Source organism: Saccharothrix sp. (assembly GCF_031180885.1).
Taxonomy (GTDB): Bacteria; Actinomycetota; Actinomycetes; order Mycobacteriales; family Pseudonocardiaceae; genus Actinosynnema.
The window spans coordinates 1-13139 of the sequence record NZ_JAPSLK010000098.1 but is presented as its reverse complement, the minus strand read 5'-3'; the positions used below and the strand labels follow the sequence as shown (position 1 = coordinate 13139).

13 protein-coding genes and 2 pseudogenes are annotated in these 13139 nt (G+C 70.0%); 6 read left to right on the top strand and 9 right to left on the bottom strand.

Going from position 1 to position 13139, the window contains the following annotated elements; translation table 11 throughout:
* The 5 genes and pseudogenes from RIN75_RS42895 to RIN75_RS42875 all read right to left on the bottom strand — a co-directional run.
* Nucleotides 1–250: pseudogene (locus RIN75_RS42895) on the bottom strand (IS256 family transposase); the annotation flags it as partial.
* 135 nt (nt 251–385) lie between these two features.
* Nucleotides 386–1318, bottom strand: a complete 933-nt coding sequence (locus tag RIN75_RS42890; RefSeq protein ID WP_309117857.1) for an aldo/keto reductase — start codon at nt 1316–1318, stop codon at nt 386–388.
* Between the two features lie 310 nt (nt 1319–1628).
* Nucleotides 1629–2681: a LacI family DNA-binding transcriptional regulator gene (locus RIN75_RS42885; protein WP_309117856.1), complete on the bottom strand. Its 1053-nt coding sequence runs from the start codon at nt 2679–2681 to the stop codon at nt 1629–1631.
* Nucleotides 2682–2753: 72 nt separating this feature from the next.
* Nucleotides 2754–3413 carry a hypothetical protein gene (locus RIN75_RS42880; protein ID WP_309117855.1) on the bottom strand — a complete coding sequence of 220 codons (660 nt, stop codon included), beginning with the start codon at nt 3411–3413 and terminating at the stop codon, nt 2754–2756.
* A complete protein-coding gene (locus tag RIN75_RS42875; RefSeq protein ID WP_309117854.1) occupies nt 3410–4393 on the bottom strand; it encodes an aldo/keto reductase in 984 nt (327 codons plus the stop codon). The genes RIN75_RS42880 and RIN75_RS42875 overlap by 4 nt, the downstream gene beginning before the upstream one ends.
* A 341-nt stretch (nt 4394–4734) precedes the next feature.
* On the opposite strand from RIN75_RS42875, the pseudogene RIN75_RS42870 reads away from it, so the two are divergent.
* Together RIN75_RS42870 and RIN75_RS42865 are read left to right on the top strand one after the other, a co-directional pair.
* A pseudogene (locus RIN75_RS42870) lies at nt 4735–5028 on the top strand (IS1380 family transposase); the annotation flags it as partial.
* Nucleotides 5029–5295: 267 nt separating this feature from the next.
* On the top strand, nt 5296–5514 hold the full coding sequence (locus RIN75_RS42865; protein ID WP_309117853.1) for a hypothetical protein: 219 nt from the start codon (nt 5296–5298) through the stop codon (nt 5512–5514).
* A gap of 193 nt (nt 5515–5707) precedes the next feature.
* On the opposite strand, the gene RIN75_RS42860 is transcribed toward RIN75_RS42865, so the two are convergent.
* The 3 genes from RIN75_RS42860 to ctaD all read right to left on the bottom strand — a co-directional run bounded on the left by RIN75_RS42860 (nt 5708) and on the right by ctaD (nt 8619).
* A complete protein-coding gene (locus tag RIN75_RS42860) occupies nt 5708–6259 on the bottom strand; it encodes a cytochrome d ubiquinol oxidase subunit II (RefSeq protein ID WP_309117852.1) in 552 nt (183 codons plus the stop codon).
* Between the two features lie 309 nt (nt 6260–6568).
* The gene (locus tag RIN75_RS42855; protein ID WP_309117851.1) at nt 6569–6835 is read right to left on the bottom strand and encodes a DUF3040 domain-containing protein; all 267 of its coding nucleotides are present in this window, start codon (nt 6833–6835) and stop codon (nt 6569–6571) included.
* 20 nt (nt 6836–6855) lie between these two features.
* On the bottom strand, nt 6856–8619 hold the full coding sequence (ctaD, locus tag RIN75_RS42850) for a cytochrome c oxidase subunit I (RefSeq protein ID WP_309117850.1): 1764 nt from the start codon (nt 8617–8619) through the stop codon (nt 6856–6858).
* 99 nt (nt 8620–8718) lie between these two features.
* Here ctaD and RIN75_RS42845 point away from each other — a divergent pair, with 99 nt between their 5' ends.
* From RIN75_RS42845 to RIN75_RS42830, 4 genes are read left to right on the top strand one after another with little or no spacing between them, the layout of a single operon-like run.
* Nucleotides 8719–9123, top strand: a complete 405-nt coding sequence (locus RIN75_RS42845) for a hypothetical protein (RefSeq protein ID WP_309117849.1) — start codon at nt 8719–8721, stop codon at nt 9121–9123.
* A 33-nt stretch (nt 9124–9156) separates the two neighbouring features.
* A complete protein-coding gene (locus RIN75_RS42840; protein ID WP_309117848.1) occupies nt 9157–9663 on the top strand; it encodes a hypothetical protein in 507 nt (168 codons plus the stop codon).
* A gap of 23 nt (nt 9664–9686) precedes the next feature.
* The gene (locus RIN75_RS42835; RefSeq protein WP_309117847.1) at nt 9687–10103 is read left to right on the top strand and encodes a hypothetical protein; all 417 of its coding nucleotides are present in this window, start codon (nt 9687–9689) and stop codon (nt 10101–10103) included.
* Entirely contained in the window at nt 10100–11269 is a 1170-nt protein-coding gene (locus tag RIN75_RS42830) for a zinc-dependent alcohol dehydrogenase (RefSeq protein WP_309117846.1), read from the top strand. The genes RIN75_RS42835 and RIN75_RS42830 overlap by 4 nt, the downstream gene beginning before the upstream one ends.
* A 4-nt stretch (nt 11270–11273) precedes the next feature.
* Here the strand turns inward: RIN75_RS42830 and RIN75_RS42825 are convergent, their stop codons facing one another.
* A complete protein-coding gene (locus RIN75_RS42825; RefSeq protein WP_309117845.1) occupies nt 11274–12149 on the bottom strand; it encodes an MBL fold metallo-hydrolase in 876 nt (291 codons plus the stop codon).
* Nucleotides 12150–13139: the final 990 nt, after the last annotated feature.

Below are 13139 nucleotides of genomic sequence, written 5' to 3'. Positions count from 1 at the left end.
TGCGCACGTTGGTCGACTCGCGTCCGGGTTCCGCGCGGTTCTTCTCGTGGCCGAGGTGCTCGGTCATCTCCTCGGCGAGGGCGGTCTCCAGCACGTTCTTGGTGAACAGCTTGAGCAGGCCGTCCGGACCGGTCAGCGCCAGCCCCCGCGCTTTGGCCTCGGCCACCATCGCCGCCGCGGCGGCCTGCTCCGGCGACAGTTGCCGCCCGGTCCCGGTCCCGGTCCCGGTCTCGCTCTTGCGTGCGCTCACAAGCTCAGATGTCATCACTCACAGTGCCCATCCCGCCGGACCCCAGGCCCGGCGTGTCGGGCCAGACACACCGATCTTGAAACAGTCCCAAACGGCCCGCCGGCAAAGCCGACGAGCCGTCATGCAAGATCGAGGTCAGGGCACTTTGTATCCGGCGGCGCGGAACAGTTCATACCATTCGGATCGGGTGAGCGGGATGTCGGAACCGAGCGCGGCGGCCGTGACCCGTTCTGGCGTGGTCGTGCCGAGCACGACCTGCATCCGCGCGGGATGGCGGGTGATCCAGGCGACCGCGATCGCCTCGGCCGGCACGTCGTATTTGTCGCTCAGCCGGTCGATTACGGCGTTCAACTCGGGGAAGCGGTCGGAACCGAGGAACGGGCCGTCGAAGAATCCGGCCTGGAAAGGCGACCACGCCTGAATGGTGATGTCGTGCAGGCGGCAGTAGTCGACGATTCCGTCATCACGTACGATCGACTGATCGAGGTCCTGCATATTCGCGGCGACGCCCTGCGCGATCATCGGGGCGTGCGTGATCGACAGCTGGAGCTGGTTCGCCACGATTGGTTGCGTCACGTGTTTGCGCAGCAGGTCGAGTTGTCGGGGGGTGTGGTTGGAGACGCCGAAGGCACGGACTTTGCCTGCCGCCGACAGCTCGTCGAAGGCACGGGCCACCTCCTCCGGCTCGACGAGAGCGTCGGGACGGTGCAGCAGCAGGACGTCGAGGTAGTCCGTGCCCAGTGCCCGGAGTGAACCGTTCACGGATTCGGTGATGTGGTGATGGGAGAAGTCGAAGTATGACGCGTCCTTGACGATTCCGGCCTTCGACTGGATGACGAACTGCTCACGCTCCGACGGGCTGAGCTTCATGGCTTCAGCGAACCGACGCTCGCAACCGTGGTCGTCCCAGCCGTATACGTCGGCGTGATCGAGGAACGTGATGCCGGTGTCGCGTGCGGTGTTCACGAGCCTGCGCACCGCCTCGTCGGTCATGTCCTGGATGCGCATCAGTCCGAGGACGACGTTGGGGACCACCATGTCGGTGCCGGGCAGGATGAAGGTCTTCATGTGACTCTTTCGCTGTGTGAATGTTTCGGATCGAAGGAAGTGCGATCTGGTCGGCTATGAGTTCGAGAGCGGCTGCGAAGTCGCGGATGCTTGCGGAGCGCGAGGCCCTGGGGATCGGGATGACGGCGGGCGCGAGCGCGAGTTCCCAGGTGTGCGTGATTCGGTGGACGTGGTGCCTGATACGCACCGCCGCCGACGCGGTCACCGGCATCAGCTTCACCGTGCTACTGGAGACGGCCGCCGACACCGTCACCACCGCACAGCACATCCTGCCCGGCCCCGCCAACCTGGTCGGAACGATCGGTAGACGCTACGACGCTGAACCTGAGGGCGGGGGCGCGGCCGCCGTGGAGCCGCGGACGACGAGGACCGGCCGGAGCAGGACCTCATGGTGACGGTGCCCTGGGCGGGTTTCGTCCAGCAGCAGGTCGGCCGCGGCGCGGCCGAGTTCGTACTTCGGCTGTCTGATCGTGGTCAGGGCCGGAGCGAGTTCAGCGGCGAATTGGACGTCGTCGTATCCGACCACGGAGACCTCGCCGGGCACGGCAAGACCGAGCCGGCGCAAACCACGGAGCACACCGAGCGCTGCGATGTCGTTGAAACAGAGCACCGCGGTCGGCGGCCGCGGGTCGGCGAACACTGCGTCAAGCGCGGCATCGGCCCCGCCGGCGACGTCCGGCGGCGGGATGTCGACCTCGACGAGTGCGGTAGCGGGATCCAGCCCTGCCCCGTGCAGCGCCTGGTGTATGCCTTCTCGGCGCTGGACGGACTGGCGGGCGCCGAGCGAGCTGTGCAGGAACGCGAGTCGGCGGTGACCGAGTTCGATGACGTGTTGGGCGGCCAGACGCCCGCCGAGGACGTTGTCGACGGTGACCGCGCACAGGTCGATGTCCTCCTGCGGGTGATCGAGCAGCACGACGGGAGTGCCCCGCTTCGCCAGCGAGGCCAGCGCGTCAAGCCGGGCGGCGGCCGGGGCGACCAGAATCCCACGCACGCCGTGCTCCTCGAGTACCTGGAGGTGCCGTGCCTCCTTGGCGGCTTGCGCGTCATTGCTGCAGAGCATCAACATGCAGCCGGCCTCGGTGACCCGGTCCTCCACGCCCCGGCTCACCTCGCCGTAGAAGGGGTTCGCCAGGTCGAGCAGCACGGCGCCGACCACCGAACTGGGAATCCCCCGGAGCTGGCGTGCGGCGCCGTTGCGCACGAACCCGACCCGTGTCATGGCCTCCTCCACCCGTCTACGGGTCTCAGGGGCCACGATCGCGGGACTGTTGAGGACGTTGCTCACAGTGGCCGTCGAGACACCGGCCGCCTCGGCGACCTGGCGCATGCCGCCGCGCCGAGGCGTATCGCTGTTCGCCACTCCTGCTGCCTTCCTGTTGTCCGCCCCACGACCGGCCGGCGCCCATTGCCCCGCCACCGTCGACAACGCGGCTCAGCCGACGGGGAACCAGCCAATCATGTCCCGATACCGCTCGCCGGGGCTACCGCCCTCGGCGAGCCACTCGCCGGGGCCGACGCGCTCCTGCCAGGCCAGATGCCGCTCCCCGAGGGCGGCGACCAGGTCCGCGGCGAGCGCAGCCGCTTCGTGCAGGTCCTGGTCAGTGGTCTGCGAGCTGGTGCCGACGATCACGCCGCGCACCTCGGCGGAGTGGCCGAAGCGGAAGTTGCCGTCGCCGCACAGGTGCGGATCGACCAGGACCGCCTCGCCGTAGTTGCGGCCGAGCCGCCTGTGCCCGGCCGCCTTGGCCGCCGCGTTGGGCAGGAATTCCGAACCGTCCTGGCCGACCGTGATCACCGCCAACACCGCCTCGGTATCCGGAACCCACGGCCCAACGGTGGGGTCCAGGACGACGAACCCCATGCACGCGCGCTCGTACACCCCGTGCGGCGCGCGGCCCGGGTGCGCCGAGTGATTGCGCCAGATGCTCGCGGCCCGCCGCAGCCCGAGGTCCAGCAGCAGTTCGTCGAACTGGCCGTCACTCATCAGGTATTCGTAGGGGTTGCGCCGGTGTGCGGCGCGCACCGGCAGGCCCTCGGGCGAGACCGCCTCGCACAGGTTCGCCGCGGCTTGTGCTACCGCATCGCCGGTCACCAGCGGTCGCCGATCTCAGGAGCGATCAGCTCGGTGTAGATCTCGCGCACCGCGGCGAGCGATTCCTCCGAGAGCGGTGCGAGGTTGGACGCCGCGGCGTTGCCGGCCGCCTGCTTCGGGTTGCGGGCGCCGGGAATGACCACGCTGACGCCGGGCTGATCGGCGATCCAGCGCAGAGCGAACTGGGCCATCGTCGCCCCGGGCGGCACCAGTGGTGCCAGCCTGCGCACGGCTTCGAGCCCGGTGGCGAAATCCACTCCTGAGAAGGTCTCGCCGATGTCGAAGGCGCTGCCCTGCCGGTTGTAGGTCCGGTGGTCGTTCTCAGCGAACCTGGTGTTCTCGTCGTACCTGCCGGACAGCAGGCCGCTGGCCAGAGGCACCCGGGCGATGATCCCCACTCCCGCCTCGCGGGCGGCAGGCAGCACGTCCGCGAGCGGTCCGAGCCGCAGCATGTTGAGGATGAGCTGCACAGTGGCAACGCCCGGCCGGGCGATCGCCGCCAGCGCCTCGGCACGGGTCTCCACGCTCACGCCGTATGCGGCGATGCGCTCCTCGGCGACCAGGGTGTCGAGTGCGTCGAAGACCTCGTCGTCGGCGTACACGCTCGTGGGCGGGCAGTGCAGCTGCACCAGATCGAGGCGCTCCACCCCCAGGTTCGCCCGCGACCTGTCGGTCCAGGCCCGGAAGTTCTCCAGCGTGTAGATCGCAGGGTCCTGCGGCAACCGGCGGCCCATCTTCGTCGCCACGACGATGTCCTGATCGGGCCGGGACTTGAGGAACGTCCCGATCAGCTGCTCGCTGCGCCCGTCGCCGTACGCGTCGGCGGTGTCCAGGAAGGACACACCCGCCTCCGCCGCGGCGGTGAGCGTGGCCAGAGCGTCGTCCTCGGCGACCTCTCCCCAGTCGGCGCCGAGCTGCCAGGCGCCGAGGCCGAACACCCCGACCTTTCGTCCGGTACGGCCGAGGACTCGCTTCTCCACGTGGTCGACCCCTTCTCAGTCCGCCCGCGTGGCACACCAGCACGGTACGGCATTAGAACGTTTAAACCGCTTGCTCGCGCTAGTATTGATGCCCGGTCATCCGACCGTCAAGTGCCTCGGGGCACGAGCATGCGGCTCGTTCATGCCTCTTGACTTCCACGAATACGCCGCCGGACACTGTGCTGCGCCCCTCAGGCCGGGTTGGTACGACCAGCGTCGTTCGGCCCGGGCCCCCATCGAATCCTGCGATCGCCGGACGAAAGGCGCCCAAGAATTGGAACGTGCCAAGGTGTCGGACAATGCCGCGCCGAAGCTCCCGCCTTCGCTGCCACCTGTAACCTGCGGATCTGGCTGACGCCACCACGCAGACCACTGCCTTCTCCGATGCCCTGCACCGGCCGCGACCACGCGGGACCGGGCACAATCCCGGCCGTGTCGCGGTGGACCTGGCCGTGATGCCCGCTGACGGCGGCGAGGCGATCCGGGACCTCGCCGTGCTGCGCGACCAGCACGAGGTGTTCGGCCCCCTCGCCTCCACCCCGACCGCCTGGCGCGTGCCGGCCGGCATCGACGCGACAGCCCTGAACGCCCTACGGGCAGCGCGGGCCAGGGCCCGCGAGGTCCGCGCCGCCCGGCTGGGCATCCCCTTCGCCGTCGTCGCCAACCGGCGCGCCGTGCTGCGGCCGTTGCAGGTGAGCCAGGTCGACAGCGCGCTGCCGTTGCACCCGACCGTCGCCGACGCGGTGGCGGCGGTGCGCCTGCTGTCCACTTGAGCCATTCCGAGCAACGGTTGCGCCTCGCGGGGCGAGGGTATCCGTGAAGTACGTCGAACAGTCGGCGACAGGCAGGCCGCGTCGAGCGTTCCGGCCGATGCGCGGCATCGAACCCCACTGGACTCCGCCATGGCCATTTCGCCTTGCCCCGAGCGCGGTGCGCTCGTCACCTACCTCAACCCGGACGTGCTCGACCCGACTGTGTTCCTGCGCGGCGTCGTCCTGGGAGCACACGTCGAAGACCCGCAGACCGCGCACCGGTGGCTGCCGGTCCTGCTACCCGACCGCACGATCGCCGTGCTGGACACCAGGAACATCATCGCAGTCCACGCATCCGACAACGCCTGACCAACCGACCCACCACCGGCGACCCCGGGCCTCACCGGCCCGGGGTCGCCGAGCGTGCAGCCCTGCCGTGGCCAGTCCCACCCGAGCACCACCGCCAACGACACCACCCACACCCCCGAAGGCGTGAACCACGACTGTCATCCGCGCCGGCCCGCAGCGCCAACGCACGACGAGCCCGGTGAGGCGCGGCTGGTCAGGGCCGTGTCGGTGTGCTCGTGGGACGTCGCTGGAACAGCGTGTAGAGGTAGACCAGGCACGGCACCAGGATCACCGTGCCGACCGACAGCGCCACCAGCAGGGCGAGCAGCGTGGGGCGGCCGGTGGCAGCTTGGTCGACGGTCAGTGACGGCAGCAGCAGGTACGGGTACTGGCCCACGGCCCACGCCGTCAGGGTCGCCGCGGCCGCGAGCCCCGAGGCGATCCGGGCCGCGATGTAGCGGCGGGTCAGCAGCAGCGCCAGGGCGGTCAGGCCGGCGACCACCGACAGCACCACCACCGGCAGGCCGCGGCCGGTCAGCCCCGCGAACAGCAGGGGCGCGTCGGCGCGCAGCACGGCGATGCCGGCCAAGTCCACCGCACCGGTGGCCGGCACCGCGGCCAGCGAGCGGCGGCGGAACGCCTCAGCCACGTCGTGTTCGCCGTCGCGGCGGGCGTCGCCGCACAGGAACACCGCGGCCAGGTAGGCGAACACCAGCACGGCCAGGACACCGCCGAGCAGGGACGTCGGGTTCGCCCAACCGGTCACCACATCCCCCGCCGCGATACCCGGCGGTTCGCCTACCGCAAGAGCGTCGGGAGGCCGTCGTCGCGGGCCGCTGCTTCTGCTTCGACAACACCTTCATCCACCGCATGCGCGCCGAGCCCGGCGCGGACCCCACCGTGACCATCCACGCCTACTCGCCGCCGCTGACCCACACCGGCCAGTACGCCGAGCGCGACGAGGACGGGCTGCTGCACCGCACACCGACCAGCTCGGAGGAACAACTGGTCCCCACGGCGGACAGGGCACCCCCACCGGCCAGGCCTGACCAGCGTCTCACGCCCGAACCGGCGCCTACCGGTTCGGGCGTGAGACGTGCATGCACGCCGCCGTCATCAAGCTCAGGATGCCCGCGAACACCAGCAACAGGTGGGTCAGGGCCCCGAGCACCACCAACGCGACCCCCAGCACCGCCACGCCCACCCGCGCCGAACGCCCGCCGGCCGAACGCCCACCGGGAGCCACGCGCGGCCCGGCCAGGGCAGCCGCGAGCACGGGGTCGTCGCTTTCGAGCCGCCGCTCGATCTCACGCAGAAGGCGTCGTTCCTGGCGTCGGTTCACGGGGCACCTCGTCCGGTGGCCTAGTCCTCGTCGGGGGTCTCGCGCTGGGTCGGCGCGAGGTACTTCTCCGTGGTCGGGTCGGTCTTCACGTCGCGCTGGTCGCGGCGCAGCACCGAGTAGTGGGACTCCTCGCGCATCCGCTCCACCATGTGCGGGTAGTGCAGTTCGAACGCCGGCCGCTCCGAGCGGATGCGGGGCAGTTCGGTGAAGTTGTGCCGGGGCGGCGGGCAGGACGTCGCCCATTCGAGTGAGTTCCCGAAGCCCCACGGGTCGTCGTGCTCGGCCGGGTCGCCGAAGCGGTAGCTGCGGAAGACGTTGTAGAGGAACGGCAGGGTGGACGCGCCCAGCACGAACGACCCGATGGTGGAGATGGTGTTGAGGTCGGTGAACTGGTCGCCGGGCAGGTAGTCGGCGTAGCGGCGGGGCATGCCCTGGCTGCCCAGCCAGTGGTGGACCAGGAAGGTCAGGTGGAAGCCGATGAACGTCGTCCAGAAGTGCACCTTGCCCAGGTGCTCGTCGAGCATCCGACCGGTCCACTTCGGGAACCAGAAGTAGATGCCCGCGTAGGTGGCGAACACGATCGTGCCGAACAGGACGTAGTGGAAGTGCGCCACCACGAAGTAGGTGTCGGTGACGTGGAAGTCGATCGGCGGCGAGGCCAGCAGGATGCCCGACAGACCGCCGAACAGGAAGGTGACCAGGAAGCCGACGCTGAACAGCATCGGGGACTCGAACGTGAGCTGCCCCCTCCACATCGTGCCGATCCAGTTGAAGAACTTGATGCCGGTCGGGATGGCGATGATGAACGTGGTGGCGGAGAAGAACAGCATCAGCACCGCGCCCGTGGCGTACATGTGGTGCGCCCACACGATCACCGAGTACAGGGCGATGGCGATGGTGGCGTAGACCAAGCCCTTGTAGCCGAACAGCGGTTTGCGGCTGAACACCGGGAAGATCTCGGACACGATCCCGAAGAACGGCAGCGCCACGATGTAGACCTCGGGGTGGCCGAAGAACCAGAACAGGTGCTGCCACAGGATCGCCCCGCCGTTGGCCGGGTCGAACACGTGCGCCCCCAGGTGCCGGTCGGCCAGCAGCCCCAGTAGCGCCGCGGTCAGGATCGGGAACGCGATGAGCACCAGGATGGCGGTGATGAAGATGTTCCAGGTGAAGATCGGCATCCGGAACATGGTCATGCCCGGCGCGCGCAGGCAGATCACGGTGGTGATCATGTTCACCGCGCCCAGGATCGTGCCCAGACCACCCACGACCAGGCCCGCGATCCACAGGTCGGCCCCGACGCCCGGGGTGCGGATGGCGCTGCTCAGCGGCGTGTAGGCGGTCCACCCGAAGTCCGGCGCGCCCGCCGGGGTGAGGAACGCGCTGACCGCGATCAGGCCGCCGAACAGGTACAGCCAGTACGACAGGGCGTTGAGCCGCGGGAACGCCACGTCCGGCGAGCCGATCTGCAGCGGCAGGATGAAGTTGGCGAAGCCGAACACGATCGGGGTCGCGTAGAGCAGCAGCATGACCGTGCCGTGCATGGTGAACAGCTGGTTGTACTGCTCGTTGGACAGGAACTGCAGGCCCGGCCGGGCCAGCTCGCCGCGCATCAGCAACGCCATCACGCCGCCGACCAGGAAGAACCCGAACGAGGTGGTGAGGTAGAGCAGCCCGATCAGCTTGTGGTCGGTGGTGGCGAACAGGCGCAGCAGGGCCGAGCCCTTGCGCCGGGGGCGCGCCGCGCCGTCCGGGACGATCGGCGTGGGCTTCAAGGTCGTCATGAGCGTCCTTCGGACGAGGGCGAGGGCGACGGCGCGCAGGGCCGGCTAAGCGGGCGGATACCCGTGACCGGCGCGGCAAACCTCGCACTCCCCGGGATCATGCGACTGAGCTGCGCGCTGGTCACCACGGCGCTGGCCGACCTGGGCCGCGGGTTGCGCGGCTCCCCGGTGCCCGGGGAGCTGCTGCGCATGGCGTCCTGGAGGGCCGCGCGCGACGGGCTCGGCGGTCGCGCGCTCGACGTGTTCTCCGGGCGGTTGGCGCCCGCGCGCCTGATGGTGGACCGGCTGGTCCACGTGGTGCGCGACGCGCTGTGCGCGAGCGGCGACCTGGACTTGGTGGAACGCCTCCTGTCCGCCGTGGACCGGTTCGGCACGCGAGCGGACCGGCAGCGACGGGCGTTCCGGGAGGCGGGGAACCCGGCCGGGCTGGTGGACCGCCTGGCCGACGAGACGCTGCTGGGCTGTGAGCGGTGGAGCGTCACCGCCGTTCCCGACCCGCGGTGACATGGAGTTCGGCCGGGTGGGTATCCGGTGGATATGTTGATGCGCTCGTTGGGACAGGGTGTGCTGGCCGGAGCCGTCGGGGTGGTGGTGATGACGGTCGCGGAGAAGGTCGAGCAGCGGGTGACCGGCCGGCCCGACTCCCACGTGCCCGCCAGGGTGCTGGAACGGCTGACCGGCCTGCCGGAACGACGGTCGCGGGCGCACAACCTCGTCATGCACTTCGGGCAGGGCGCACTGTTGGGCGTCGTCCGGGCGCTGATGGCCAACGCCGGGCTGCGCGGTCCGGTCGCCTCGGGCATGTTCGCCGTGGTCCGGCTGACCAACGACCAGGTCTTGGAGAACGCCACCGGCGTCGGCGCGCCACCGCAGACCTGGCCGCGCCCGGAACTGGCCGTGGACCTGCTGCACAAGGCCGTGTACGCCTTCGCGACCGGGGCGGTGGCCGACCGGCTCGCCGCGCGCGGCGGCCCCGGTCCCGGCCGGCGGCACGCCGCGCGGCTGCCCGGTCGCCACTCCGACGTCGGGCCGCTGGGCCGATGAGAACCCCGAAGAAGGGCTTGCGCATGAAGACATCGTCAAGGGCCGCCGTGCTGACCGGCGTCGGCGCGGCGGCAGCGGCCGTGGTCGGCCGGCTGGTCGTCGCGCGGCGCAAGGCGGACAGTCGCGACGAGCACTGGCTCGCCGTGACCGTGCACTGCTCGCCCGACCTGCTGCACGACCTGCCCGAACCGCTCGCGGAGCTGCGCCAGGACGTGGAACTGCGCGTTCGGCCCGCCACGGGCGACAAGGGCACCGAGCTGCTCGCGCGGCCGGTCGGTGACGTGTCGCGGGAGGACCTGCGGGTCGCGTTGCGCCAGACGAAGTCGTTGATCGAGACGGGATCGGTGCTGCGGCCGGACCCGCCCGCGACCCACCCGGGTCCGGCGGGGCGGGTGCTGCGCCTGGTGACCAGTCGTGCGGCCGGGGAGGGCAGGCTGTGAAAGCGCTGTGCTGGGAAGGCGTCAACGATCTGAGGGTCCAGCAGGTCCCCGACGCCCGGATCATCAACGACCAGGACCTGGTGCTCAAGGTGGGGCTGAGCACCGCGTGCGGCTCGGACCTGCACCTGATCACCGGGCACATCCCGTTCATGCAGGCCGGTGACGTCATCGGGCACGAGTTCATGGGCGAGGTGGTCGAGGTCGGCCCCGGCGTCACCCGCCACCGGCCCGGCGACCGGGTCGTGGTGTGCTCGTTCATCGGCTGCGGCTCGTGCTGGTACTGCACCCACGACCTGTGGTCGTTGTGCGACAACAGCAACACCAACCCCGGCATCACGCAGGCGTTGTGGGGCGCGGACCCTGGGGCCGTGTTCGGCTACTCGCACGCGATGGGCGGGTTCAAGGGCAGCCACGCCGAGTACGTGCGCGTGCCGTTCGCCGACCACACCGCCATCCCGATCCCCGACGGGGTGGACGACATGAGCGCCCTGTTCGCCTCCGACTCCGTGCCCACCGGGTGGATGGGCGCGGACCTCGGCGGTGTCGCGCCCGGCGACGTGGTGGCGGTGTGGGGTTGCGGCGCGGTGGGCCAGATGGCCGCCCGCGCGGCGCAGTTGCAGGGCGCGGAGCGGGTCGTGGTGATCGACCGGCTCGACTACCGGCTGGAGCAGGCCGAGCGGGTGTTCGGCGTGGAGACGCTGAACTACGCGCGCACCGACATCGGCGCCGCGCTGCGGGAGATGACCGGCGGCCGTGGCCCGGACGTGTGCATCGAGGCGGTGGGCTGCGAAGCGCACAGCTTCGGCCCCCAGCACGTCTACGACCAGGTCAAGAGCAAGCTGAAGCTGGAGACCGACCGCCCGATCGCCGTGCGCGACGCGATCCACGCCTGCCGCAAGGGCGGCACGGTGTTCGTGCTCGGCGTGTTCAGCGGCTTGGTGGACAAGTTCCCGCTGGGCGCGGTGATGAACAAGGGCCTGACGCTGCGCGCGGCCCAGCAGCACGGGCAGCGCTACATCCCCATGCTGCTCGACCACATCGCCGCCGGCCGCATCACCACCAACCACCTGGCGACCCACGTCATGCCGCTCGACGACGCGCCCCGCGGCTACGATCTGTTCAAGTCCAAAGAGGACGGCTGCACCCGTTCGGTCTTCCGCCCCTGACCGTTCAGCGGCCCGCCGCCGGGAGGTCGAGCACGTGGCCGCGATCGAGGTAGGTGACCGCCGCTTCCGGCCGGCGGCGCCGCACCTCGTCCTGGAAGTCCGACAGCGGCGACTTCATCACGCCGTAGTCGTCGAAGTGCACGGGGACGGCGAGCCGGGGGCGCACCATCTCCAGCAGGTCCACGCCCTGCCGACCGTCCATCGTCAGCAGCACCCCCAGCACCTTCGTGCCGCCCAGATGCACCACCGCCACGTCGATGGCCGGGCAGCGGTCACGGATCTCCCGCAGGTCATCGTGCACCAACGTGTCACCGGTGAGGTAGACCCGGAAACCCGGTGCGCCGGGAGCCGCCCGGTAGTCCAGCAGCGTGCCCATGACCGGCGGGAGCACCTTGCCGACCACCCCGAACGCGTGACGCCCGGGCAACGAGGTGACCGTCAGTGAGGCACCTCCCTTGTCCAGGGTCATGTCCGCCCACGTCGGCAACGGCACCGACTCCCGGAACCCCCGCCGACCCAGCCGACGCGCCGCGTGCGGGGTGGTCAGGATCGGCAGGTCGCGGTCCAGTCCGCGGGCGGCCACGCGGTCGAAGTGGTCGCCGTGCAGGTGCGACAACACCACGGTGTCCAACGGCGGCAGGTCGTCGATCCCGATCGCGGGGTCCTTCAACCGCCGCGACACCACACCCTGCCCGATGTGCGTCCACTGGCCGCGGCGCAGGAAGTTCGGGTCGGTCAGCACGGTGAACGGCCCGAGCCGCAACACCGTCGTGGCGTTGCCCACGAAGTACAACGACCCCGTGTCGCCGGCCGTGTCGGGCGGTGCCGGATCGGATCGTGCCGGGTCGGATGGCGCCGGGTCGTGTCGCGGATCGGTCATGGTGCGGCCTCCAGGGGTTGCCGTGCACCAGCGGGTACCCCCGAAAACCGACCACCAACGCCGGTCAGTCGCCTTCCACGATCCCCTTGATGAACCGCTCCGCGATTCCGGAACGCGACCTGGTGTTCGCCGCCTACGGCAACGACGCGCGGTCGCTGCAACTGCAAGGAACGCCTCACCCAGGTCGTCGAGCGGTGGCGCAATCCCTACTCCCACGGCGGGTTCGAGAAGGGCCACGGAGCAACGATCTACCTGCACCTGCCAGAGGCGGGCGCGGCGGTTCCGATCGGCCTGACAAGGGTACGCAGCAGCAAGGTCTTCTCCCTCCTGGCCACGAGCGAGATCGAGATCGCCGAGGTCTTCGCGCTGTTCGACGAGATCGACTCGTGGCTGGAGTCTGAGATCCCGGAGGCGCTGAAGTGGATCAAGAGCGGGATGCATGTGCGCTATGACGACGAGTTCCGATCGATGTTCGCTGCAGCGCGCGAGCACGGCGACTTCGACGGCTTCCTCGCCTACCGCGAGTACCAACAAGCCATGATCGACAACATGGACTATCCGTGACGCGTACCCTCACACCGCCGACGGGTTCGAGCCAGACGATCACGGACGCGAAGTACGCCGTCACCGCCCGGTGAACGTACCGGCCCTATCAACGGAAGCCTCTTCAGCACAACGGCCGACGACGATCAATCCGATCAGCCTGCCACGGCGGAAACGCCGGCCGATTCGGACCGGCGGCCCTCTACTGGGCCGCCGGTCGGGTCACGCCGCCTTGACGACCGCGACGCGTTCGACGGTGCCCATTTGAAGCGTTCGGTGTGCCGGACCTGGAAGCCGAGGGTGGCGAGGTGCTGGAGGGAGGCGGCGGGTCTGGTGGTCGCCGAGGGTGCGGACGGTGAGCTTGTCCAGCAGGCGTTGGCCGAGGTGGAGGAGGTTGTGGTGGCTGCCGATGTGGTCGAGCAGGAGGAGGGTTCCGCCGGGTCGCAG

Bases quoted from the DNA above. Each gene is read 5' to 3' on its own strand.
- ctaD (WP_309117850.1), bottom strand. From the start codon at position 8,619: ATGACGACCTTGAAGCCCACGCCGATCGTCCCGGACGGCGCGGCGCGC.
- RIN75_RS42835 (WP_309117847.1), top strand. From the start codon at position 9,687: ATGAAGACATCGTCAAGGGCCGCCGTGCTGACCGGCGTCGGCGCGGCG.
- RIN75_RS42840 (WP_309117848.1), top strand. From the start codon at position 9,157: ATGTTGATGCGCTCGTTGGGACAGGGTGTGCTGGCCGGAGCCGTCGGG.
- RIN75_RS42865 (WP_309117853.1), top strand. From the start codon at position 5,296: ATGGCCATTTCGCCTTGCCCCGAGCGCGGTGCGCTCGTCACCTACCTC.
- RIN75_RS42890 (WP_309117857.1), bottom strand. From the start codon at position 1,318: ATGAAGACCTTCATCCTGCCCGGCACCGACATGGTGGTCCCCAACGTC.
- RIN75_RS42845 (WP_309117849.1), top strand. From the start codon at position 8,719: ATGCGACTGAGCTGCGCGCTGGTCACCACGGCGCTGGCCGACCTGGGC.
- RIN75_RS42825 (WP_309117845.1), bottom strand. From the start codon at position 12,149: ATGACCGATCCGCGACACGACCCGGCGCCATCCGACCCGGCACGATCC.